At 70.4% G+C, this 23,668-nt stretch carries 21 protein-coding genes; 12 read left to right on the forward strand and 9 right to left on the reverse strand.

Features of this window, described 5'->3' with window-relative positions; all coding sequences use genetic code 11:
* Positions 1-286 precede the first annotated feature (286 nt).
* Together glnA and ACFQU4_RS30355 are read right to left on the reverse strand one after the other, a co-directional pair.
* Positions 287-1,708 carry a type I glutamate--ammonia ligase gene (glnA, locus tag ACFQU4_RS30350; RefSeq protein ID WP_377499357.1) on the reverse strand — a complete coding sequence of 474 codons (1,422 nt, stop codon included), beginning with the start codon at positions 1,706-1,708 and terminating at the stop codon, positions 287-289.
* 199 nt (positions 1,709-1,907) lie between these two features.
* Positions 1,908-2,876, reverse strand: a complete 969-nt coding sequence (locus ACFQU4_RS30355) for a sugar-binding transcriptional regulator (protein WP_377499360.1) — start codon at positions 2,874-2,876, stop codon at positions 1,908-1,910.
* A 139-nt stretch (positions 2,877-3,015) separates the two neighbouring features.
* Between ACFQU4_RS30355 and ACFQU4_RS30360 the strand changes: the two genes are divergently transcribed.
* The 4 genes from ACFQU4_RS30360 (at position 3,016) to ACFQU4_RS30375 (ending at position 7,119) form a co-directional block, all read left to right on the forward strand.
* Complete coding sequence (locus ACFQU4_RS30360) at positions 3,016-4,326, forward strand: MFS transporter (RefSeq protein ID WP_377499362.1); 1,311 nt, start codon at positions 3,016-3,018, stop codon at positions 4,324-4,326.
* Between the two features lie 4 nt (positions 4,327-4,330).
* Positions 4,331-5,779 carry a sulfatase gene (locus ACFQU4_RS30365; RefSeq protein ID WP_377499364.1) on the forward strand — a complete coding sequence of 483 codons (1,449 nt, stop codon included), beginning with the start codon at positions 4,331-4,333 and terminating at the stop codon, positions 5,777-5,779.
* Positions 5,780-5,860: 81 nt separating this feature from the next.
* Positions 5,861-6,640 (forward strand): ArsR/SmtB family transcription factor, encoded by a 780-nt coding sequence (locus ACFQU4_RS30370; RefSeq protein WP_377499366.1) that lies wholly within the window; start codon positions 5,861-5,863, stop codon positions 6,638-6,640.
* A complete protein-coding gene (locus ACFQU4_RS30375) occupies positions 6,637-7,119 on the forward strand; it encodes an SRPBCC family protein (RefSeq protein ID WP_377499368.1) in 483 nt (160 codons plus the stop codon). The genes ACFQU4_RS30370 and ACFQU4_RS30375 overlap by 4 nt, the downstream gene beginning before the upstream one ends.
* Positions 7,120-7,140: 21 nt before the next feature.
* Here ACFQU4_RS30375 and ACFQU4_RS30380 read toward each other — a convergent pair whose 3' ends face one another.
* Positions 7,141-8,511 carry an FAD-binding oxidoreductase gene (locus ACFQU4_RS30380; RefSeq protein WP_377499370.1) on the reverse strand — a complete coding sequence of 457 codons (1,371 nt, stop codon included), beginning with the start codon at positions 8,509-8,511 and terminating at the stop codon, positions 7,141-7,143.
* Between the two features lie 95 nt (positions 8,512-8,606).
* Between ACFQU4_RS30380 and ACFQU4_RS30385 the strand changes: the two genes are divergently transcribed.
* The 4 genes from ACFQU4_RS30385 (at position 8,607) to ACFQU4_RS30400 (ending at position 12,659) form a co-directional block, all read left to right on the forward strand.
* Positions 8,607-9,257 (forward strand): PadR family transcriptional regulator, encoded by a 651-nt coding sequence (locus ACFQU4_RS30385; RefSeq protein ID WP_377499372.1) that lies wholly within the window; start codon positions 8,607-8,609, stop codon positions 9,255-9,257.
* Positions 9,258-9,321: 64 nt separating this feature from the next.
* Positions 9,322-10,320 (forward strand): ATP-binding cassette domain-containing protein, encoded by a 999-nt coding sequence (locus tag ACFQU4_RS30390; RefSeq protein ID WP_377499374.1) that lies wholly within the window; start codon positions 9,322-9,324, stop codon positions 10,318-10,320.
* 2 nt (positions 10,321-10,322) lie between these two features.
* Positions 10,323-11,078: an ABC transporter permease gene (locus ACFQU4_RS30395; protein ID WP_377499376.1), complete on the forward strand. Its 756-nt coding sequence runs from the start codon at positions 10,323-10,325 to the stop codon at positions 11,076-11,078.
* A 114-nt stretch (positions 11,079-11,192) separates the two neighbouring features.
* Positions 11,193-12,659 (forward strand): lysyl oxidase family protein, encoded by a 1,467-nt coding sequence (locus tag ACFQU4_RS30400; protein ID WP_377499378.1) that lies wholly within the window; start codon positions 11,193-11,195, stop codon positions 12,657-12,659.
* A gap of 31 nt (positions 12,660-12,690) precedes the next feature.
* Here the strand turns inward: ACFQU4_RS30400 and ACFQU4_RS30405 are convergent, their stop codons facing one another.
* Complete coding sequence (locus ACFQU4_RS30405) at positions 12,691-13,293, reverse strand: TetR family transcriptional regulator (RefSeq protein WP_377499380.1); 603 nt, start codon at positions 13,291-13,293, stop codon at positions 12,691-12,693.
* Between the two features lie 68 nt (positions 13,294-13,361).
* Here ACFQU4_RS30405 and ACFQU4_RS30410 point away from each other — a divergent pair, with 68 nt between their 5' ends.
* On the forward strand, positions 13,362-16,106 hold the full coding sequence (locus ACFQU4_RS30410) for an ATP-binding protein (RefSeq protein ID WP_377499382.1): 2,745 nt from the start codon (positions 13,362-13,364) through the stop codon (positions 16,104-16,106).
* Here ACFQU4_RS30410 and ACFQU4_RS30415 read toward each other — a convergent pair.
* Both ACFQU4_RS30415 and ACFQU4_RS30420 read right to left on the reverse strand, forming a co-directional pair.
* A complete protein-coding gene (locus ACFQU4_RS30415) occupies positions 16,094-16,420 on the reverse strand; it encodes a hypothetical protein (RefSeq protein WP_377499384.1) in 327 nt (108 codons plus the stop codon). The genes ACFQU4_RS30410 and ACFQU4_RS30415 overlap by 13 nt on opposite strands.
* 74 nt (positions 16,421-16,494) lie before the next feature.
* A complete protein-coding gene (locus tag ACFQU4_RS30420; RefSeq protein ID WP_377499386.1) occupies positions 16,495-17,160 on the reverse strand; it encodes an alpha/beta fold hydrolase in 666 nt (221 codons plus the stop codon).
* Between the two features lie 121 nt (positions 17,161-17,281).
* On the opposite strand from ACFQU4_RS30420, the gene ACFQU4_RS30425 reads away from it, so the two are divergent.
* The 3 genes from ACFQU4_RS30425 (at position 17,282) to ACFQU4_RS30435 (ending at position 20,025) form a co-directional block, all read left to right on the forward strand.
* A complete protein-coding gene (locus ACFQU4_RS30425; RefSeq protein WP_377499388.1) occupies positions 17,282-17,938 on the forward strand; it encodes a hypothetical protein in 657 nt (218 codons plus the stop codon).
* A 20-nt stretch (positions 17,939-17,958) separates the two neighbouring features.
* A complete protein-coding gene (locus tag ACFQU4_RS30430; RefSeq protein WP_377499390.1) occupies positions 17,959-19,053 on the forward strand; it encodes an NAD(P)-binding protein in 1,095 nt (364 codons plus the stop codon).
* A 195-nt stretch (positions 19,054-19,248) separates the two neighbouring features.
* Positions 19,249-20,025: a polysaccharide deacetylase family protein gene (locus ACFQU4_RS30435; protein ID WP_377499392.1), complete on the forward strand. Its 777-nt coding sequence runs from the start codon at positions 19,249-19,251 to the stop codon at positions 20,023-20,025.
* On the opposite strand, the gene ACFQU4_RS30440 is transcribed toward ACFQU4_RS30435, so the two are convergent.
* The 3 genes from ACFQU4_RS30440 to ACFQU4_RS30450 are packed head-to-tail and all read right to left on the reverse strand — an operon-like array spanning position 20,026 to position 23,662.
* A complete protein-coding gene (locus ACFQU4_RS30440; protein ID WP_377499394.1) occupies positions 20,026-21,795 on the reverse strand; it encodes an ABC-F family ATP-binding cassette domain-containing protein in 1,770 nt (589 codons plus the stop codon). It abuts the gene before it with no gap.
* Entirely contained in the window at positions 21,792-22,490 is a 699-nt protein-coding gene (locus tag ACFQU4_RS30445; protein ID WP_377499396.1) for a response regulator, read from the reverse strand. The genes ACFQU4_RS30440 and ACFQU4_RS30445 overlap by 4 nt, the downstream gene beginning before the upstream one ends.
* The gene (locus ACFQU4_RS30450; protein ID WP_377499398.1) at positions 22,487-23,662 is read right to left on the reverse strand and encodes a histidine kinase; all 1,176 of its coding nucleotides are present in this window, start codon (positions 23,660-23,662) and stop codon (positions 22,487-22,489) included. Before ACFQU4_RS30450 ends, ACFQU4_RS30445 begins: the two co-directional genes overlap by 4 nt.
* Positions 23,663-23,668 lie beyond the last annotated feature (6 nt).

The following is a 23,668-nucleotide window of genomic DNA, read 5'->3' on the forward strand; positions in this document are numbered from 1 at the left end:
CGACCACCAAGTCCTCGAAGCCGAACGACTCCTCAACACCCGACCCCGCAAGATCTTGGACTTCGCCACCCCAGCTGAGAAGCTTGATCAACTACTCACCGTTGCGACGAACACTTGAAACCGCCGCCCGACCCGGGCGGTTCCATTGCAGATTTGTGACAGCTGGTGGCGACAAGGCCTACCCGGACCATGCACAACGGCGGCTGACCGTGAGTCGGGCCGCGAAGGCCGTTACTCAGGTCAGCCGCCGTTGCGACTGATTCAAGCGGTAAATGATCGCCTGTGCTCAGATGTCGTAGTACAACTCGAACTCGTGCGGGTGCGGGCGCAGCCGGATGGCGTCGATCTCGGCCCGCTTCAGCTCGATCCAGGTCTCGATCAGGTCGGAGGTGAAGACGTCACCGGCCTGCAGGAACTCGTTGTCCGCTTCGAGGGCGTCCAGCACCGAGGCCAGGTCGGTCGGCACCTGGGGCACGGAGGCGTGCTCCTCGGGCGGCAGTTCGTAGAGGTCCTTGTCGATCGGCGCCGGCGGCTCGGTCTTGTTCTGGATGCCGTCGAGGCCGGCCAGCAGCAGGGCCGAGAACGCCAGGTACGGGTTCGACGACGGGTCCGGGCAACGGAACTCGACGCGCTTGGCCTTCGGGTTGGACCCGGTGATCGGGATCCGCATCGCGGCGGACCGGTTGCGCTGGCTGTAGACCAGGTTGACCGGAGCCTCGAAGCCGGGCACCAGGCGGTGGTACGAGTTCGCGCTCGGGTTCGTGAACGCGAGCAGGGCCGGGGCGTGGGCCAGGATGCCGCCGATGTACCAGCGGGCGATGTCGGACAGACCGCCATAGCCGGTCTCGTCGTAGAAGAGCGGCTCGCCGCCGTTCCAGACCGACGAGTGCACGTGCATGCCGGAGCCGTTGTCACCGAAGATCGGCTTCGGCATGAAGGTCGCCGTCTTGCCGGCCGCCCAGGCGGTGTTCTTGACGATGTACTTGAACTTCAGCAGGTTGTCCGCCGTGGTCAGCAGCGTGTCGAAGCGGAAGTTGATCTCCGCCTGACCCGCGGTGCCGACCTCGTGGTGGGCCCGCTCGACGACCAGCCCGGACGCCTCGAGATGCTTGGTGATCACATCGCGAAGATCGGAGAAGTGGTCGATCGGCGCGACGGGGAAGTAGCCGCCCTTGTAGCGAACCTTGTAGCCCCGGTTGCCGCCGTCCTCGACCCGGCCGGTGTTCCAGGCGCCGGCCTCGGAGTCGATCGAGTAGTAGCCGGAGTTCGCCTTGGTCTCGAACCGGACGTCGTCGAAGACGTAGAATTCGGCCTCCGGAGCGAAGAACGCGGTGTCGCCGATCCCGGTCGAGGCCAGGTAGGCCTCGGCCTTGCGGGCGATGTTGCGCGGGTCCCGGCTGTACGGCTCCTTGGTCAGCGGGTCGTGCACGAAGAAGTTCAGCGCCAGCGTCTTGGCCTCGCGGAACGGGTCGACGAAGGCCGTGGTCGGGTCCGGCAGCAGGGCCATGTCCGACTCGTGGATCTTCTGGAAGCCGCGGATCGAGGAACCGTCGAAGGCCAGGCCCTCCTCGAACACCTCCGGGCCGAAGGAACCGGCCGGCACGGTGAAGTGCTGCTGGATGCCGGGCAGGTCGGTGAATCGGACATCGATGATCTCGATGCCCTCATTCTTGACATAGGCCAACAGGTCGTCGGCTCCTTGGAACATCTGTCCTCCGGTGAGAGTTGTCGGGCGGATGGCCGGTACCCGACGGGCGCCGACCACCGACCAGGGCTGGACGAGCGGCCGGTGAGTTCTCGCTCGGTGCTCCCCGAGGCTAGACACCCGGAATTTCCGTCCAGTTGCGCGATTGTTTCACGGATGTAACAGCCGGGAGTGTCGCCGCCACGGAACGGTCCGATCGTGATCAATCCTCGCTGAGTACGTGAGCCAGGGCGTCGTCGATGACCAGGGTGCTGACCAGCCCGGCCCGGACCGCCGCGACGATCGCGTCCCGGCGTTCGGCGCCGCTGCCGGTGGTGAGCCGGACGGCGGCGGCCCGGAGTTGATCAAGGGTGGCGCCGACGACCCGGCGGTCCAGGTCGGTGATCACGGCGGCACCCTCGGCGTCGAGCACCCGGCCGCTGATCTCGCCGACGGCTCCGTGATCACGCAGCGCCCGGCGGTCGGCGTCGGGCAGCAGGTCGTACACGGCGGAGGAGCCGGACTGCCAGGCGCCGACGGAGAGCACGGCCACGTCCAGCCGGTCGCCGCGGCCGAGGGCGGCGGCGATCTCGGGCTGCCGGCGCAGCCCGTCCGCGGTTTCGGCGTCGGGGACGACCAGTGGCGCGTACAGGATGTGCGCGGTACCGCCCGCCGCGGCGGCGACCTCCCGGGTCACCTCGACCGAGCCGGGCAGCCCGCCCGGCGGGTAGATCGCGCCGGACAGCTGGACCACGGTGCACGGCGGCAGCCGGCGCAGCTCGCGGGCCATCGCCGGCGCGGCCCGGCTCCAGGCGAGGCCGATCACGGCGTCCTCGGTGACCAGCCGCTCCAGCTCGGCCGCGACGGCGGCACCGATGAAGTCGAACGTGGCCTGCGGCGAACTCGGGTGGGCCTCGACGACGATCACCCGGGACAGGCCCCAGCGTTCCGCGACCCGGGTCGACAGCTCCTCGTCGACGTGCCCGGGCGAACCGATCTCGATCCTGACCAGCCCGGATCGCCGGGCCTCCTGGAGCAGCCGCGCGACCTGGAACCGGCTCAGCCCGAGCTCGCGGGCGATGTCCACCTTGGACTGGTCCTCGCGGTAGTAGCGCCGGGCGATGGTCAGCATCAGGGCGGTCTCGTCCGCACCCTCGGGCACCGTCCCGCCCGGGCGTTTCGCCGTGACCACCTGTCGTCCCACCTGCCTTCGCGTCGAGTCCACAGTCTGGCGCACACCGCGGCGGCCCTTGACGTTCCGCGCCGGTGCCGCCTAGCCTCGTGCACATCTGAGAGTAAGTATCGCTCATTTGAGAGTTCGGGAGACGATGATGTCCGACACCAGCACCGGCGAACGGCTTCCGGCCGCCGTCCGGACCCGGAAGGCCCTGACCGCTGCGGTGTCCGGCTCGTTCCTCGAGTGGTACGACTTCAACCTGTTCGGCATCGCGGCCGGGCTGATCTTCCCGCGCCTGTTCTTCCCCGGGGCGTCGCCGACCGCCGCCCTGATCGAGTCCTTCGGCGCGTTCGCGGCCGGCTTCGTGATGCGTCCCGTCGGCGCGGTCGTGTTCGGCCACTTCGGCGACCGGATCGGCCGCCGCCGGATGTTGTTGATCACCGTCGCGATCATGGGCGGCTGTACGTTCCTGATCGGCCTGTTGCCGACGTACGGGACGATCGGCGTGCTGGCCCCGATCCTGCTGGTGCTGCTGCGGCTGATCCAGGGCCTCGGCATCGGCGGCGAGTTCGGCGGCGGTGCCCTGGTCGCCCTGGAGAACGCGCCGACCGGCCGCCGCGGGGTGATGGGCAGCGTGCACCAGCTCGGCACCCCGGCCGGACTGCTCGCCGCGACCGGCCTGTTCGCCCTGGTGCAGCTGCTGCCCGAAGATCAACTTCTGTCCTGGGGCTGGCGGATTCCCTTCCTGCTCAGCGGATTGTTCCTGTTCGTCGCGCTGTACATCCGGCGCGCGCTGCCGGAGACCGAGGTCTTCAGCACCGATGCCGAGCCGACCCGCCGGATGCCGATCCTGGCCCTGCTCCGGAACCATCCGAAGAACGTGATCCTGGCTGTCGGTGCCCGGCTCGCCGACGCGGTCACGTACAACGTGATCAACGTCTTCGGCATCGCCTTCGCCACAACGCATTTGGGCATGGACAAGCAGTTCATGCTGACCGGCTTCGTGATCGCCGCCGCGGTGGAGATCGCCGTCATCCCGTTGATCGGTGCGCTGTCGGACCGGATCGGTCGGCGGCCCGTCTACGCGTTCGGCGTCGTCGTCTGCGGGGTGGTCGGCTTCTGGTACTTCCCGGCGCTCGCCTCCGGCAACCCGGTGCTGGCCTGGCTGGTGATCGTGATCATGCTCGCGATCGGCACCGGCTGCATGTTCGCGATCCAGGGCACCCTGTTCGCGGAGATGTTCAGTACCCACACCCGCTACACCGGGATCGGCGTCGCGTACCAGGCGTCGGCCCTGATCGGTGGCGGCCCGACTCCGCTCATCGCGGCCGCACTGGCCGCGGCCTTCAGCCAGTCCTACTGGCCGGTCGCGATCTACCTCGCCGCGGTCTGCGTGATCAGTCTGGTCTGCATCCTGCTGTCCCGCGAGACCTACCGCAGCACCTTGACCGAAGAGAGGAACTGATCACGTGACCGGAAGTGGCCCGACCCGGCCGAACGTCGTCTTCATCATCACCGACCAGCAGCGGTTCGACACCATCAACGCGCTCGGCCATGATCATGTCGACACCCCCAACCTCGACCGCCTGGTCCGGGAGGGGACCAGCTTCGCCCGGACCTACGTGAGTGCACCCTCCTGCGCGCCGTCCCGGTCCAGCCTGTTCACCGGCCTCTACCCGCACACGTTCGGTGTGCTGCGGAACGAGGAGGTGTGGCGGCACTCCTGGGTCGAGCGGCTGGCCGACAGCGGTTACCGGTGCGTCAACGTGGGCAAGATGCACACCCATCCGTGGGAGACCTCGCTCGGCTTCCATGAACGTACGGTGGTCGAGAACAAGGACCGGTTCCATCCGAACGTGCCCTTCTACCATGATCAATGGGACAAGGCCCTGTGGACCCACGGGCTGACCAAGCCGACCCGTGAGGTGCACCGGACCAAGCCCGACTACGCCGAACGGCTGGGCGCGTTCGAGTGGGACCTGCCGGACGACCTGCACTCGGACAACTTCGTGGCCGCGCACGCCCGCTGGTGGCTGGAGACCTATCCCGGCACCGAGCCCTTCTTCCTGCAGGTCGGTTTCCCCGGACCGCATCCGCCCTATGACCCGGTGGACCGGCACCTCGACGCGTACCGCGACCGGGACGTGCCGCTGCCGGTCCGCGACGACGTCGATCTCGAGCAACAGCCGGAGGCGCTGCAGGAACTGCGCCGGCACCACCAGGAAAACGATCATGACTCGGTGGTGCACCTGGCCGACCCGGCCGCGGAGCAGTCGCTGCGGCAACGCCGGCACTACCTGGCCAACGTGACCCAGATCGACGAACAGCTCGGGTTGATCATGGACGCGCTGGAGGCACGGGGTGTGCTGGACGACACCGTGATCATCTTCACCTCCGACCACGGCGACTGCCTCGGTGATCATGGACACAGCCAGAAATGGACCATGTACGAGTCGAGCGTCCGGGTGCCCGCGATCGTCTGGGGCCCGGGCGTCGCGGCGGGGCAGCAGATCGACGCGCTGACGGCGATGATGGACCTGGGTCCGACGGTGCTGGAGCTGGCCGGGCTGGAGGTCCCGCACTGGATGGAGGCGCAGTCGCTGCTGCCCGCCCTGCGCGGCGATGCCTGGCCGGGCCGGGAGCACGTCTTCTCCGAGCACGCCCGGGACATGATCTTGACCGGCACCGACCTGATGACCATGGTGCGCGACGACCGCTGGAAGTACGTGGAGTTCGTCGACTCGGACCAGGGCCAGCTGTTCGACCTGGACGCGGACCCGGACGAGCTCCGTACCCTCTGGGACGCGCCGGCCGACTCCGAGGCGGGCCGGGCGAAGGCACGACTGGCCGACGTGATCAGCCGCTGGCGGGCCCGGAGTGCCTTGCACACGGTGGATTTCTGGCGCGACCACCGCTGAGTCCTCATCGATCTTGACGTGCAACCGTTTGGTTGCCTATCCTGAATGGGCAACCAAATGGCTGCCTATCGATGGGATGAGATGGACGAGGTGTTCAAGGCTCTGGCGGACGTCACGCGACGCCGGCTGTTGGACGGCCTGAATGCACGCAACGGGCAGACGCTGCGGGAACTGTGCGACGGGTTGGAGCTGTCCCGGCAGTCGGTCAGCAAACACCTCGCCGTCCTCGAGGATGCCCAACTCGTCACGACCACCCGCCGCGGCAGGGAGAAGCTGCACTACCTCAACGCGGCGCCCATCAACGCCGTCGCGGATCGCTGGATGACGCACTACGACCGCCACCGGGCGGCAACGCTCGCCGATCTGAAGACAGCCTTGGAGAATCCGATGGGCAACACGGAGTTCGTCTACACGACGTACATCAAGACCTCGCCCGAGCGGCTCTGGCAGGCGCTCACCGAACCGGCCTTCACCCGCCGCTACTGGGGTACGGCCTTCGAGACCGATTGGCAGCCCGGCTCGCCGATGGTGTGGATCGACGAGAACGGTCATCGGACCCAGGATCCGGAGCAGATCGTGCTCGAAGCCGATCCGCCGCGCCGGCTGTCGTACACCTGGCACACCTTCACGCCCCAGTGGGCCGAGGCCGCCGGCGTCAGCGAGCCGGACCTCGCCGCACTCCGCGGTGAGCGACGTTCCAAGATCAGCTTCGAGCTGGAGCCGGCCGGCGAACAGGTCCGCCTCACGGTGATTCACGGTGACTGCGAGCCGGGCGGTCTCTTGCTGCAGATGATCAGCGGCGGTTGGCCCCAGCTGCTCTCCGACCTCAAGACCCTGCTCGAGACAGGAGAAGACCGATGACCGAGTCCACGCTTCAGCTCAGCCACAGCCCGACCGTACGGGTCGCGATGCTGATCCGCCGGCCCGCGCCCGAGGTGTTCCGGGCCTTCGCCGACCCGACCGTGACGACCCGCTTCTGGTTCACCCGGAGCAGCGGGCCGCTGACGGCCGGGGCCGAAGTCACCTGGGACTGGGAGATGTACGGCGTCTCGGCCGTCGTCACGGTCGACGAGCTCCTCGAGGACCGCCTGATCCGGTTCCACTGGACCAACGACGGCCGCACGGCGGTCGAGCTGCGCTTCACGCCGCACGGGGAGGGCGCCACGTTCGTCGAGGTCGCCGAGTCGGAGCTTTCCGGCACCGGTGACGACCAGGTCGCGCACGCGATCGGTTCGGCCGAGGGATTCACGATCGCCCTCTGCTCCGCGAAGGCGCTGCTCGAGCACGGCATCGCCCTCAACGGGGTGGGCGACCGGTTCCCGAACGGAGTCGGTGGCTGACCTCGGCCCGGTCCGCCGCGGTCAGCTCAGGATGGCGCCGGGGTTGAGGATGTTGTCCGGGTCCAGGGCGTTCTTGATCTTGCGGGTCAGTGCCATCACGTCCGGGCCGAGCTGGTCGGGCAGGGCCGGGCTCTTGGCCCGGCCGACGCCGTGCTCGCCGGTGATCGTCCCGCCGAGCTTGATCGCCAGCGCCATCACTTCGTAGAACGCGACCAGGGCACGGTCCCGGGCGCCTTCCTCGGCGGCGTTGTAGACGACGTTCGGGTGGGTGTTGCCGTCGCCGGCGTGCGCGACGACCGGGATCTCGACCTGGTGCTTGGCGGCGATCGCGCCGATGCCCTCGACCAGCTTCGGCAGCACCGGGACCGGGACGCCGACGTCCTCGAGGAGCAGCGCGCCGCGGGCGTCCAGGGCGTCGAAACAGGCCCGGCGCCCGGCCACGAAGAGCTCGCCCTCGTCGGCGTCGTGGGTCAGGAAGACGTCCTTCGCGGCGGCCCTGGTGAAGGCCTGTTCGATGATCGCGATCTCCGCCTCGCGGGCACCCTCCGGGGCATCGGACTGGGCGATCAACATCGCCGCCGCGTCCCGGTCCAGCCCCATCGGGCGGTAGTCCTCGACCGCGTTGATCGAGGTCTGGTCCATCAACTCCAGCATCGACGGGCGGAGCGAGCGGCCGATGTCGACCACGGCCTCGGCGGCCGCGACCACACTCGGGAAGGTGCCGACGATCGTCGAGCGCGGCGGCTGGGCCGGGATCAGCCGGAGGATCGCCCGGGTGACGATGCCGAGCGTGCCCTCGCTGCCCACGAACAGCTTCAGCAGGGACAGGCCGGCCGAGTCCTTGACCCGCTTGCCGCCGAGGGTGATCGCCGTACCGTCGGCCAGGACCAGGTCGAGGCCGAGCACGTAGTCGGTGGTGACGCCGTACTTCACGCAGCAGAGGCCGCCCGCGTTGGTCGCGATGTTGCCGCCGATCGAGCAGATCTCGTACGAGGACGGGTCGGGCGGATACCAGAGGCCGTGCTCGGCAGCGGCCGCCTTGACCTCGGCGTTGAGCAGGCCCGGCTCGACCACGGCGACCCGGCAGTCGGTGTCGATCTCGATCGCGCGCATCCGCTCCAGGCTGAGCACGATCCCGCCGTCGACGGCCGACGAGCCGCCGGACAGGCCGCTGCCGGCGCCGCGCGGAACGATCGGGACCCGGTGTGTGGCCGCCCACCGTACGGTCGCCTGGACCTGGTCGGCGTCGGTTGCCCGGACCACCGCGATCGGCGTACCGGCGGACGGGTCCCGGGACCAGTCGTGCCGGTAGTTCTCGATCGTGGCCGCCTCCGTGGTCACGACGCCGGGTGGCAGTGCGGCGACCAGTTCCTGCAGCGGCGACTCGGACATGCTTTCACGGTACGTCGTCCGTACCCGGCGCACCGAGGACTGGCCCGCCCAGCGGCACGGCGTCACCCGGCAGCCGCGGCACTAAACTCCGCCGCATGGCGAGTGCCGCGGTGACCCGAATGCTGGTGTTGGGCGTCGTCTCCCTGTTCCAACCGGTGAACGGCTATCAGGTGCTCCGGGAACTGAGTTCCTGGGCGGTCGAGGACTGGGCCGAGGTGCGGCCCGGGTCGATCTACTCGATGCTCAATTCCCTGTCCAAGCAGGGAATGCTGACCCGGCACGAGCTCACCGAGGCGGACCGGGCGGTCGCGATCTACGAGCTGTCGCCGACCGGTCTCGACGAGTTCCCGGTCCTGGTCCGGCGGGCGCTGGACGGGTCGGCGGGGCTCAATCAGGTGATGTTCCAGGTCGGGATGTCGTTCGCCCCGCTGCTTCCGCGCGACGACGTGGTCGCGGCGATGCGGCACCGGATCGAGGCCGTCACCCGGCACCGGGACGGCCTGCGGGCCAAGATCGGCAACATGAACGTGCCGAGCCACGTCCGGCACGCGATGACGCTGAACCACAGCGTGGCCGAGGCGGAACTCAGCTGGGTGACCGAGTTCGCCGACATGGTGCAGAACGGCTTCCTCTGGTTCGCGGGCGAGACCGGCGACCCGTGGCAGCCGCCCGAGGACGACGCCGGTTGGGAGATGGTCGAGCAGGCGCGGCGGTACCGGGAGGAGCTCGCGAAGCGGAAGGGCTGACGCATTCAAATTTGACTATCGGCATTCAAATTTGAATAATCGTGGATCGAAGGAGGAGCGATCCATGATTCATGCACGCCAACTCAGCCGGACCTTCCTGACCCGTCGCGGTCGCGAGAAGGTCGAGGTCAACGCCGTCGACGGGGTCGATCTCGATGTCGACTCCGGGGAGATCGTCGGCTTCCTCGGCCCGAACGGCGCCGGGAAATCGACCACCCTGAAGATGCTCACCACCCTGCTCCGGCCGACCTCGGGCAGCGCGACCGTGGCCGGCTTCGACGTCGCCACCGAGCCGGTCCAGGTCCGGCGCTCGATCGGCTACGTCTCCCAGTCCGGGTCGGCGTCCAGCGAGGCCAGGGCGGGTGACGAACTTGTCGATCATGCTCTGCTGTACGGGATCGACCGCGCCACCGCGACCGCGCGGGCCCGCGACCTGCTGTCCCGGTTCGACCTGGACGGCATCTGGACCCGTACCGGGCGCAGTCTGTCCGGCGGCCAGCGGCGCCGGCTCGACATCGCGATGGGCCTGGTCCACGAGCCGAAGTTGATCTTCCTCGACGAGCCGACGACCGGCCTCGATCCGCAGGCGCGGGCCAATCTGTGGCAGCACATCTCCGCCCTGCGGGACCGGCTCGGCAGCACGGTCTTCCTGACCACCCACTACCTGGACGAGGCGGACGCGCTCTGTGACCGGATCTTCGTGATCGACCACGGCAAGATCATCGCCGCCGACACCCCGGAGGCGTTGAAGTCCGCGGTCCGGGGCGACCTGATCGAGGTGACGCTGGCCGACCCGGATCGGCTCGGGCCGGCGATCGAACGGCTGCGCGACCTGCCGGGCGCGGTCGAGATCGCGGCGGTCGAGTCCACCGTGACCGCGCGGATCCCGAAGGCCGGCGCGGTGCTTCCGGGGCTGCTCCGTGATCTTGATGCCGAGGGCATCGGGCTGGCTGCGGTCGAAGTCCGGCGGCCGACACTGGACGATGTGTTCCTCACCCTGACGGGGCATTCGCTGCGCGACGACGCCGCGCCGAGTCCCGAACTCGAGTCGGCAGGAGTCTGATCATGACCTTCTTCCGTGACACGTTCATCGTGTTCCGCCGGCAGTTCCGGCTCGCCCTCCGCAACCCGGCCTGGGTGATCATCGGGATGCTGCAGCCGGTGCTCTACCTGGTCCTGTTCGGTCCGCTGCTGGAGCCGATCGCCGGCCAGCTGGGCACCGCGAACGCGTACACGCTCTTCGTGCCGGGCCTGTTGGTGCAGCTCGGCCTGTTCGGTGCGTTGTTCGCGGGCTTCGGGTTGATCGGGGAGTGGCGCGACGGCGTGATCGAGTCCGAGCGGGTGACGCCGGCCAGCCGGGTCGCGCTGCTGCTCGGCCGGGTGCTCCGCGACGTGCTGCAGCTGACCGTCCAGGGGCTGATCCTGATCGGGCTCGCCTTCGCCTTCGGGCTGCGCGGTTCGGTCGGCGGGATGCTGCTCGGGCTGCTGTTGGTGATCTTGGTCGGTACGGCCTGCGCCTCCAGCTCGTACGCCCTCGCACTGGCCACCAAGAGCGAGGACGCACTGGCCCCGATCCTCAACATGGTCACCCTGCCGTTGCTGCTGCTCAGCGGGATCCTGCTGCCGATGACGCTCGGCCCGGGCTGGCTGCAGGCGATCAGCAACGTGCTGCCGACCAAGCACATCGTGGACGGGGTCCGGGCGGTGTTCCGCGGCGACCTGCTCAGCGGCCAGACCTTCTGGGGTGTGCTCTGGGCGATCGTGCTGGCGGCGGCCGGACTCTGGATCGGCACTCGGACCTTCCGCCGTCAGAACGCCTGACCCGGCGGGCCCCGAACACCGATAGAGATTGTTCGGATCGGCGTGCAACGGATCTGCACGCCGATCCGTATCGGGGTTGAGCGGCACGGGGCCGCTCGACATCGAGGGGGTCTGATGACCAGAAACCGACTGCGGAGGGCGACTGTGGGCGCCCTGACGGCGGTGGCCATGAGCGCGGGGATCTGCGGAGCGACGGGTGCGCCGGTGGCGGCGGCGCCGAAGGATCCGCCGCTCAAGCTCGAAGCGGCGACCAGGACCATCACGGCGGAGAACTGGGACGGCGACACCGCTGTCCCGCTGAACGTCTACGCGGTCGCCGGTCAGCGGCCGTTCGAGATCCGGGCCTATCGGACGTCGTACCACCGGCCGATCAGCGCCTGGCAGGCCAGGCCCGGCGCCGACCGGTCCATCCCGGAGTCCGCGGTGCCGACGTTCGGCGGGCTGAACGGGTTCTTCACCGTGCGGGTGGTCGACGCGAAGGGGAAGCAGGTCCTGCGGCGCGGGCTGGACTTCTGCCCGAACGCGTCGGAGCAGGTCCGGCGGCGGCCGGATGCGCCGGCCACGTCGCCCTATCCGGTCGGGTGCGTGGCGAACCCGTACACGATCGGAGCGGTGTGGGGGATCGAGCGGGGCTTCGGGGTGCGTGCGATCGACTATCTCGAGACCAAGCTCAAGCCCGGGAACTACAAGATCACCACGACCATCGCGCCGGGCTACCGGGACCTGTTCGAGATCCCGGCGGCCGCCGCGACCAGCACGGTCGACCTGAAGGTGATCAAGGGCGTCGAGGGGAAGGACCGGGCTCGCCAGCCGGGTCGGACGGCGCCGGCCGAGCAGCCCGCTCCGGTCCGGCCGACCGGCCGGTCCATGATCAGGAAGCCGGCCGGGCCGCTTCCTGATCTTCGTTCGCTGCCGGCCTGGGGGATCATGATGGACCGGGGCCGCTATCTCGATTTCTCTGCCACGGTGTGGAATGCGGGGCCGTCGCCGCTCGTGGTGGACGGCTTCCGGCAGGACCGCAACGAGGACCTGATGGACGCGTACCAGTACTTCTTCAACGGTTCCGGTCAGCAGATCGGCCACCGTCAGGTCGGCACCATGGAATGGGATGCGCGGGACGGCCACGAGCACTGGCACTTCACCGACTTCGCGCGCTACCGGTTGCTGGACGAGAACAAGAAGGTCGTCCTGCGCAGCCAGAAGGAGGCGTTCTGCCTGGCCAACACCGACGCGATCGACTACACGCTCAAGGGTGCGGACTGGAAGCCCGAGAACACCGACCTGCACACCGCCTGCGGCGACCGCTCGTCGATCGGGATCCGTGAGGTGCTGGCCAGCGGTTCCGGCGACACCTACGTCCAGTCGCTGCCCGGCCAGTCCTTCGACCTCAAGGGCCTGAAGAACGGCGTCTACTACATCGAGGTGACGGCGAACCCGGACCGGAAGCTGGTCGAGACCAGCACCGGCAACAACACCACGTACCGCAAGGTGACCATCGGCGGTACGAACGGCCACCGGACCGTGAAGGTGGCCAAGATCGGCGTGATCACCGAGCCGCCGCCGGACGGCGAGGAGCACTGATCAGGTACGGCCGCCCCCGCCGGTCGCCGGGTCAGGCGGCCGGCGCCGGGCCGGTCAGGTAGCGCTGCAGCACCGGCCCGATCCAGGCCACCAGCTGCTCGGTGTCCGCCGTGACCAGGCCAGGCGCCCGGATGGCGTACCGGCCGATGGCCAGTCCGACCAACTGGCTGGTGGCGAGCGCGGCCCGCAGCTCGGGCTGGTCCACGCCCAGTTCCCGGGTCAGCCGGCCCAGCATCTCCTCGGCCACGAAGGTACGGACGAAGGTGGCGGCCTGGTCGGATTCGATCGCGGACCTGATCACGCCGAGCGCCGGCGTGGGCTGCCCGCTCGCGCCGAACAGCTGCAGCATCGTCGTGGCCAGTCGGCGCCCGACGGTACGGCGCGGGCCGTTCAGCGCGACCGGCACGACGTCCTCGGGCCGCAGCACCGACCGCATCACCACGCCGAAGAGTTCCTCCTTGGATCCGTAGAAACGGCGGACCAGGGCCGGATCGACGCCGGCCTCGGCCGCGACCCGGCGCAGGCTGGTGCCCTGGTAGCCCCGCTCGGCGAACAGGGCCGTGGCTGCCGTCACGATCTCGGCACGGGTGGTCGGCCGCCCCGGCCGTCGGCCGGTCCTCGGGCTCGTCGTCATTCCCCCAGAATAGGAATAAAGTCCCCAGGTGGGGACTTTATCCACGCAAGGGTGGAGGTGGCGTCGGCATGCTGTACGGACGGGCGGAGGAGCTGGCTCGGATCGCCGGGCTGCTGGCCGACGCGCGGAACGGCCGGAGCGGCGCCCTGGTGGTTCGCGGCGAGGCCGGGGCCGGCAAGACCGCGTTGATCAACCACGCCGCCGCGACGGACGGGGTGCGGCTGCTCCGGGCCACCGCCGTCGACACCGAGTCGGACCTGCCGTACTCCGGCCTGCATCTGCTGCTCCGGGGACACCTGGACGGCCTCGACGCCGGGCCGGACGGCCAGACCGCCGCACTGCGGAACGCGCTCGGGCTGGGGCCGCCGTCCGGGCGGGACACCGCCGACCGGTTCCTGGTCGGGCTCGCCGTCCTCACCCTGCTCGCCCGGCTGGCCGAGGACCGGCCGCTGCTCTGCCTGGTCGACGACGCCCACTGGCTCGATCACGACTCGGCCGAAGCCCTGCTGTTCGCCGGCCGCAGGCTGGAGTCCGAGGGCGTCGTGATCATCTTCGCGGCCCGGGACGACGACCGGCCGTTCCCCGCGACCGGCCTCGCCGAGCTGCGCCTGGCGCGGCTGGACGACGCCCTGGCCGACCGGCTCATCGCGGACCGGTCGCCCGACCTGGCGGCCGCCGTCCGGCCGGCGATCATCCGGCAGGCGCAGGGCAATCCGCTGGCGTTGGTCGAACTGGCCTCGACGCTCACCCCGGAACAGCAGTCGGGCGAGTCGCCGGTCCTCCCGGTCGGCACGCTGCCGGTGACCGACCGGGTCCGGCGGAGCTTCCGGGACCGGCTGAACCTGCTGCCGGAGTCCACCCGCCGGCTGCTCGGGCTGGCCGCCGCGGACGCCGGCGAGCTCGACCTGGTGCTGGCCGCCGGCCGGAGCCTGGACCTCACGCTGGCCGCGGTCGATCCGGCCGAGTCCGCCGGCCTGGTACGGATCGAGGACGGGCGGGTCGTCTTCCGGCATCCGCTGCTGCGGGCGGTGGCGTACCGCGAACTGCCGGAGGCGGCCCGGCTCTCCGTGCACCGCGCCCTCGCAACGGAGTTCGCCGAGCGACGCGACCCGGTGCGGCAGGCCTGGCACCTGGCTGCGGCGGCGATCGGTCCGGACGATGCCGCGGCCGAGGCCCTGGAGCGCAGCGCCCGGCGGATCCGGTCCCGCGGCGGCTATGCGGCCGAGTCGGTGGCGTACGAGCGTGCCGCGCGCCTCAGCAGCGACCCGGCCGAACGGGGCCGTCGGCTCGCCGCGGCCGCCTTCGCCGCCGCCGACGCGGGCCAGCGCCAGCGGGTGTCCCAGTTGGCCGGCCGGGCCCGTGATCAACTGGTCGACCCGCTGGCCCGGGCTCGGCTGGCCGAGGCCGAGGCCCGGATCGCCGCCGCACACGGGGACGCGGCGCGGGCCCACGTCGCGCTGGCGTACGCGGCCGCCGCAACCGCCGAATCGGGCGATCAGGTCGGCGCCGTCGCCCTGTCCTTCGACGCGGCGACCACCGCCTGGCTGGCCGGTGATCTTGCGGCCGTCGCCGAGATCGCCCGGCACAGTACGGAAGCGGCGGCCGAGGGCGCCCGCGGACCGCTGTGGCGGGCGACCGTCGGGCTCGGCCACCTGGCCGCCGACGACGCGGCGGACGGACTGCCCTGGCTCGGGGCGTTGATCGACGGCGTCCGGTCCGCGCGGCGGACCGGCGGGCTGCAGCAACGGGCCCAGTTGGCCATCTGGGATCTCCTGGTGGGTGACGACGACGCCGCGTACTCGACCGCTGTTGATCTTGAACGGGACGCCCGGGACCGCGGGGCGATCGGCGTACTGCCGGCCGCCCTGACCCTGGTCACGCGGGCGCAGCTCTTCCGCGGCCGGCATCGGGAGGCGTGGGCCAGCGCGGCCGAGGGGCTGCGGATCGCCCGCGACACGGACCAGCAGCAGGCGGTCGCGCTGCTCACCGGCACGCAGGCGTACCTGGCCGCGATCGAGGGCGATCAGCCGCGAGTACGTGAGCTGGCCGCCCGGCTGGCCACCGCCAGGGATGCCGGGTCACTCGGGATGCTCGCGGTGTCGGAGGACCTGCTCGATCTCGCCCTCGGCCGGCCCGAGGCGGTGGTACGGCGGGCCCGCGAATTCGATCATGACGCGCCGGTGGCCCGGACCATGATGCTGATCCACCGGATGCCCGACCTGGTCGAGGCGGCGGTGCAGGCGGATGATCATGATCTTGCCCGGGCGTTCGACCGGCGCATCCAGGCCTGGGCGCCGCTCACCGGCCAGGCCTGGTCGGCGGCCGTGGCCGCCCGCTGTGCCGCCTTGATCAACCCGGCCTCCGCCGATGATCATTTCGCGCGGGCGGTCCGGCTGCACCTGGCCGGCGGCCGGCCGTTCGAACGGGCCCGGACCGAGTTGCTGTACGGGGAATGGCTGCGCCGGGCTCGGCGCCGGGCCGAGGCGGCACCACTGCTCGAGTCCGCGCTGGAACACTTCGACCGGATGGGTGCCCGGCCCTGGGCGGACCGGGCCGGCAGTGAGCTGCGGGCCGCCGGCCGGCGTCGACCGGCGACGGCCGAGTCTCCGGCGGCCGACCTCGGTCAGCTCACTGCGCAGGAACTGCAGGTGGTCCGGATGGCCGCGCAGGGCCTCACCAACAAGGCGATCGGAGCCCGATTGTTCCTCAGCCATCGAACGGTCGCTTACCATCTGCACAAGGCCTTTCCCAAGCTCGGCGTCGCGAGCCGCGGTGAGCTGGCCGCCCTCTCCCTGGCCGATCAGGGCGCGTAGTGGACGGTCTCGGCCACCGTCTCGGAGGCCCGGTTGATCATGACCTCGCCATGCAGCAGCGATTCCTCGACGACACCGAACCGCTCGCCGAGATCGCGCTGCAGGTCGGCCACCACCCGCGCCGCCTTGCGGAACAGTTCCTCGTCGGGGAACACGGTGATCGTCACGGCGGTGCCCTCGCCGGTGTCGATCGCCGTGTAGGCGACCGCCTGCACGAGCTCGGGGATCCGGTCGGCGAACTCCTGCTCGACGACCTTGGTCATCTCCTCGACCGTTCCGCTGCCGATCCGGTAGTGCCTGATGGCTGTGTACATGCTCGTGACTCCTCTGCCGTTGATCTTGGTTGACAGATCCGACTGTAGGAAGCCCGGCGGCACCACCGAATCCGTCAGTCGACCGGTCCGCTGTCGTCGAGCAGCAGCGCGGCGATCGTGGTCGGCACGGCGGCCATCAGGTCGTGCGGCCCGTCGACCCCGACCGTGCGGTACCCGAGCGCCCGGCCGAACTCGTCGAACGGGTAGGTCTGGGGCCGGCAGTAGATCGCCGTACCGGGGATGGCGTCGACCGCACCGGAGAGCCGGCTCGGTTCGGTGAACGAGCGCAGCGGCTCGGGCCGGAGCCGCGCGATGTCGGCCGGCTCGGTCAGCCCGAAGAGCTTCGGGCTGGGGACCGGAATCAGCCGAGGATCGTCGTTCCGCTCGGCCAGCGCCAGGATCGCGGTACGGAAGGTGTCGGGCGCGAGATCGAACAGGCTGGCCCCGTCCGGGCCGGCCCAACCGTCGATCAGGACCAGGCGGCGAATCCGGTCCGGGAACCGGTCGGCCGCCTGCCGGACCACCAGACCGCCGTAGCTGTGGCCGACCAGGACGACGTCGCCGTCGGTCCGGCGCACGGTGTCGACGACCTGGTCCGCGTGCCGGCCGAGGCCGGCCTCCGGATCGGGGCTGAGGTCGGTGGTGTGGACCTCGGCACCGCCTTGCCGCAACAGCGGCGCGACCCGTTGCCAGCCCCAGCTGCCGTACCAGGCGCCATGGACGAGAACAAAGTTGATCATGGAACCATTCAACGCCATCGGAGCGGGAGCGCATCCGTCAGGTCACCGGTCAAGTGACCGATGCGGGCGTCCCGTCGCGGCGCCTAGCGTCCAGGGCAACCAGAACGGAAGGGAGACCCTCATGGTGGATTTGCCGAGCAGCCCGCTCGCCGAGATCGATGCCGAGTTCGAGCGGGTGGCGTTGGAGACCGGCGGCCTGACCTTCGCGCAGACCGCGACGTCGGCGCGGGAGAAGTTGCTCCAGGTCACGGCTCACGACGTCTGCCTCGCGAACCTCGGGCTCGCGTACCGGATGCACGTCCTGGCCGGCGGGGCGAACGGAATCGGCTATGCCGATCAGTTGGCCCTGATCCGGTTCGTCGCCCCCTACGCCGGCTATCCGGCCGCGGCGAGCGCGATGCTCGCCCTGCGCCAGCACACGGAGCAGCTCGGCCGGGAGACGCCGAACGACCTCGAGGCCGAGACCGTCGAGCCCGAGCACACGCCGAACTGGCCGATCGCCGACGCGTGGCTGGCGGAGTTCGTCGACTCCCGGCTCCGTCGGGCCTGGGCCGAAGCCCGCCTTTCGGTACGGGAGCGGGCCTTCGTCGCGCTGACCGCGTTGATCACGCTCGGGGAACTGGGCGAACCGTTCGACCGGCACCTCGACCTCGCCCTGCAGGTCGCCGACCAGGCCGCGGTCCGCAGCGCCGTCCGGTTCACCGCCGAACTCGGCGTGACCCGGGCCGGCAACGCGCTGCAGCGACTGGACCGCTACCTCTCGGAATCGCGCCGGTGAATCCGGTCGGGCGACGGACGATGATCACGGTGGTCGGCGGCGGGCTGGCCGGGCTGACGGCCGCCGTCGCCTGTGCGGAAGCGGGCGCCCGGGTGACCCTGCACGAGGCGCACCGCACCCTGGGCGGACGGGGCCGGGCCACGCCCGCGCCGTACGTCGCCCATGAGGGTGCGCACGTCTTCTACGCCGACGGTCCGCACTGGCGGTGGCTGGTCCGGCGCGGGCTGACCGGTCCGCTCGGCCGACCGTCGGTACGGGACTCGATCAAGATCAGCTTCCTGCTGGACGGGCGGCTGCATCGCCTGCCACCGCAGGGATTCCTCCGGATGATGCTGCTCGACCGGGGCCGGGACGCACCCGTCGATCGTGACTTCTTCAGCTGGGCATCGGCGCGGTACGGCGAGCGCACCGCCCGGATCGCGGCGAACGCGATCAGCGTGGTGACGTTCGACGCCGACACCGGCAGACTGTCGGCCGCCTTCGTCTGGGAGCTGCTGCGCCGGGTCTTCGCGACCAAGCCGCCCGCGGTCCGCTGGGTGATCGGCGGCTGGCAGGCGGTGATCGGACGCCTGGCGGACCGGGCCCGCGCACTCGGGGTACGGATCGAGCTCGGCTCCCGAATCACGGAGCTGTCCGGCGGGCCGACGATCGTCGCGACCGAGCTGGCCTCGGCCCGGCGGCTGCTCGGTGACGACACCCTGCACTGGGAGAGCGGCGACTGCGTCCTGTTGGACCTGGCGGTCCGCGCCGACCCGCGGGATCGCTTCCTCTGTTGGGATCTGGACGACGGTGGGTTCCACGAGAGCTACTCGATGCAGGACCCGACCGTCGCGCCGGCCGGTGAGTCGCTCTTCCAGCTCGACCTCCCGGTGCGGGCGGGGGAGGGCAGAGCGGCCGCGCAGCAGCGGCTGGCGGCCTTCGCCGACCACACGGTGCCCGGCTGGCGGGAGCGCGTGACCTGGCAACGCACCGGCTCGGCCAAGGGCCGCACCGGAGCGCTGGACCTGCCGGGGGCCGGACCTGGCGCGACCGGCCGGCGATCGACCGCGGCGACGGGGTCTTCCTGGCCGGCGACCTGGTCGCCGCACCGGGCATGCGCGGCGAGATCTCCGTGAACAGTGCGCTGCTGGCCGCCGACGCGGCGCTGACCACCATGATCAAATCCGGCCGGCGTTGATCGACCTGGCACGCGATCGGCCGCTGTCGGCGGTCGTGTCGCGCGGCGGGCGTGCGCCGCGGCGAGTACTGTCAGTCGCGTGCGTATCCAAGGATCCGCGCCTGTTTCTGCGGCTGCGGTGCTACTCGTCGGGTTGTCCCTGGTTCTCGGTGCCTGTGGTGGGGCTCCGCCGACCACTACGACGTCGTCGGAGCGGCCCCGGGTCGATGCCGCCGTCGCCCCGTTGGCCGCGCCGCGCGCCGCGGCAGCGACGAGACCGGCTCCGAAGGTCGCCGCCAAACCGGCCCGGCGGGCGGTCGACTGCAAGAAGCTGAAGTGCATCGCGCTCACGTACGACGACGGGCCGAGCCCGCGGACGACGCCCAAGTTGATCAAGCTCCTGAAGAAGTACAAGGCGAAGGCGACGTTCTTCCAGCTCGGCCGGCTCGCCCGGAGGCATCCGAAGCTGGTCCGGAAGATCCACAAGATCGGTTCCGAGGTGGCGAACCACTCGTGGGACCACGACTCGCTGGACCGCAAGTCGGTCAAGGGTGCGTACCAGGATCTCAAGCGGGCCTCGGCGGCGATCGAGAGAAGCTGCGGTTGCCGGGTGCGGCTGATGCGTCCGCCGTACGGTGCGACGGATCGGGGCGTGGACAAGGCGGCCAAGAAGCTCGGCGTGGCCGAGATCCTCTGGGACGTCGACACGCTCGACTGGTCCAGCCGCGATGCGCGCAAGATCAAGCGCAAGGTGCTGCGGGGCGCGGGCCGGAACCGGATCGTGCTGATGCACGACATCCACCGGTCCACGATCGCCGCCCAGCGGGACATCATCAAGGGCCTGCAGAAGCGGGGCTACACACTGGTCACGGTCAGCGAACTGCTCGGCAAGCCCAAGGCCGGCAAGCGGTACCCCAAGTCCTGGCGATGATCAACTGAGCCGCTCGGCGGTCTCCAGCCACTCCAGTTCCAGCGTGTCCCGTTCGGCGGTCACGCCGTCCAGGTCGCGCTGCAGTTCGGCCAGCCGCTGGTAGTCGGCCGCCGCCTCCGCCATCTGATCATGAAGCTTGCCGATCGCCGTCTCGGTCCGCTGCAGCCGCTGCTCGATCCGGGCCAGGTCCTTCTTCGTCTGCCGTTCCTCGGCCGCGGAGATCCGCGGGACCGGGGCGGCGTCCGGCTCCGGCTGTGCGGTGGCCGCGGTCGCCGGGGCGGCCCGTCGATGATCAAGGTACTGGTCGATCCCGCCCGGCAGCAGGACGCAGCGGCCGTCACCCATCAGGGCGTACGTCACGTCGCAGACCCGCTCCAGGAAGTAGCGATCATGGGTGACCACGATCAACGTCCCCGGCCAGTGATCAAGATAGTCCTCGATCACCGTCAGGGTGTCGATGTCGAGATCGTTGGTCGGCTCGTCGAGCAGCAGCACGTTCGGCTCGGCCAGCAGGATCCGGAGGAACTGCAGCCGCCGCCGCTCGCCGCCGGACAGCTCGCCGACCCGGGCCATCAGCTTGTCGCCGGTGAAACCGAAGTCCTCCAGCAGCGAGGTCGCACTGACCTCGCGGCCGGTGGCGAGCTGGGTGACGTTGGCGCTGACCGAGTCCCGGACCCGGTCGTCCTCGGGCAGTTCGCCGACGGTCTGGCTGAGCTGGCCGAGCTGAACCGTACGGCCGCGCTTGATCGTGCCCGCGTCCGGTTCCCGTTCCCCGGCGAGCAGCCGGAGCAGGGTCGTCTTGCCGGCGCCGTTGATCCCGATCAGGCCGATCCGCATGCCGGGGCCGATCGACCAGTCGAGGTTCTTGATCAACTCGCGGTCGCCGACCCGGAGCTCGATCCGGTGCAGGTCGAACACGTCCTTGCCCAGCCGGCTGGTGGACATCCGGCGCAGCTCCACGGTGTCCCGCGGCGGCGGTTCGTCCTCGATCAGCGCCGTCGCGGCCTCGGTCCGGAACCTCGGCTTCGACGTCCGGGCCGGAGCGCCGCGGCGCAGCCAGGCCAACTCCTTGCGCAGCAGGTTGGCCCGCCGCGACTCGATCTGGGCCGCCTGCCGGGAGCGTTCGGCCCGGGCCAGCACGTACGCCGCATAGCCGCCGTCGTAGCCGTCCACGATGCCGTCGTGGACCTCCCAGATGCGGGTACAGATCGCGTCCAGGAACCAGCGGTCGTGGCTCACCACGAGCATCGCGGTGCGGCCCTGTTGCAGGGCACGGAGATGCTCGGCCAGCCAGGCGACCGCTTCGACGTCGAGATGGTTGGTCGGCTCGTCGAGCACCAGCAGGTCGTGGCCCGCCAGCATCAGCCGGACCAGCGCGGTGCGTCGCCGTTCGCCGCCGCTCAGGGTCGCGATCCGGGCGTCGAGATCGACGTCGCCGAGCAGGTGCTGGACGATCGACCGGGTGTTCGGGTCGGCCGCCCAGACATGATCATCGGCGCCACCGACGATCACGGACCGTACGGTCTCGTCGGGCGCGAAGTCGTCGGTCTGGTGCAGGTAGCCGATCGAGGCGCCGCCGGACCGGGTGACCCGGCCGTCGTCCGGTTCCAGGGTGCCGGTGAGGATGCGCAACAGCGTGGTCTTGCCGTCGCCGTTGCGGCCGACGACGCCGATCACGTCGCCGCGGTCCAGGCCGAGGCTCACTTCGTCGAGCAGGGTCCGGGTGCCGAAGGCGATGCTGATCCGCTCGGCGTTGAGCAGGTTGCTCACGATTCGGCACCGCCGAGATTGGCCGCGCGGTCGGTGCGCTCCCCGGCCGTGACCAGGCCGCTCTCGTACGCGACGACGACGAGCTGGGCCCGGTCCCGAACCCCGAGCTTGCTGAGCAGCCGGCTGACGTACGTCCGCGCGGTCGCCGGGCTGATGAACAGGACGGCACCGACCTCGTCGTTGGACCGGCCGCGGCCGACCTCGGCCAGCACCTCGCGTTCCCGGTCGGTGAGCTCGGCGACCAGCTCCGGCCGCGCCTTCGGTGACCTGGCCCGGGCGATCTCGGCCAGCACCTGGCCGGTGACCGCCGGCGCCAGCAGCGCCGACCCGGTGGCAACCAGGCGGACCGAGCGGCGCAGCTCGTCGGGCTCGACGTCCTTGAGCAGGAAGCCGGCGGCGCCGGCCCGGATCGCGCCGAGGACGTGCTCGTCCTCGTCGAAGGTGGTCAAGATCACCACCTGGGTCCCGTTCAGCTCCGGATCGGCCGTGATCATGGTCGTCGCCTCGATGCCATCCAGCACCGGCATCCTGATGTCCATCAGGGCGACGTCCGGCCGGGTCCGGCGGATCAGCGCGATGCCGTCCTTGCCGTTGCTCGCCTCACCGACCACGGAGATCTCCGGATCTCTGTCCAGCAAGGAGATCAGCCCGGTCCGGACCAGGGCCTGATCGTCCACGACGGCGACGGTGATCATGGTCCCTCCTCGTCCAGGGGCAGTGCTGCGGAAACGGTGGTGCCGGCGGACTCGGATCGTACACCGAGGGTGCCGCCGAGGGCCGCGGCACGTTCGGCCATCCCGCGGATCCCCTGTCCCGACCGGAAACTTCGGCCGGCCTGGGATTCGCCGGCGCCGATCCCGTCGTCGGTGACCTCGATCCGCAGCACCGGCCCGTCGGCGTGGACGTCGATCGTGACGTGCCGGGCCGCGGCGTGCTTGATCACGTTGGTGGTCGCCTCCTGGACGATCCGGTACGCCACCGCGGACACCCCGCCGGGCAGTTCCGGCGCCGAGATCCGTTGGGTGACGTCGATTCCGGCCTCGCGCAGGGTGCCGACGATCCGGTCCAGCTCGGCCAGCGTGGCCTCCGGCGCCGTCGGTACGGGCTCGTCGGTCCGCCGCAGCACCTTGACCGTGCCGCGCAGCTGGCGCAGGGCCTCGGACGCCGCCCGGCGGACGTTGCGCAGGGAACCGCGGGCGCTCTCGGGATCGTCGGCGACCGCCTCCTCGGCCGAGGCGGCGTGCAGCGCGATCACCGACAGGCTGTGGCCCAGGTCGTCGTGCAGTTCCCGGGACAGGGCCAGGCGTTCCTCGGCCCGCTCCCGTTCCGCCTGGATCCGGGCGTCTCGTTCCCTCAGGTCACCGAGTCGGCGGAGCTCCCGGCGGGACCGGACGCCGTCGCCGAGGGCGATCGCCGCGGCCATCAGCGCCGCGGTCGACAACAGCTCGAATCCCAGCAGGGCAACGGGATTCACGCCCTCCTGGAGCTGGAACACGATGGACAGCACGATCATGGCCAGCCCGGTCAGAGCGGCGGCCAGGGTCAGTCCCTTCTCGGCGGCCGAGAAGAGTGCGGCGCCCATCGGCAGGGCGAGTCCGATCGCCGGGTAGTCCAGTGTGTAGTAGGCGCACATACCCAGAGCCGTGATGATCAACACGGGCAGCGGGAACCGGCGCCGGAACATCAGCAGCGCACCGAAGAAGACCGCGAACAGATAGGCGCCGACGGTCGGGCCGGTGGGGCTGGTCAGGTTGGTGGCCACCCCGATCGCGATGACGATCACGACCGCCGCCCCGAGCAGGGCGTCCAGCACCGGCGCAGGCACCTCGGCGGCGCCGCGACGGACGGCATCCTCGGGCGCGTTCACGGGCCG

It is taken from the genome of Microlunatus sp. GCM10028923, assembly GCF_042666975.1.
In the GTDB taxonomy this organism is placed as follows: Bacteria; Actinomycetota; Actinomycetes; order Propionibacteriales; family Propionibacteriaceae; genus Microlunatus.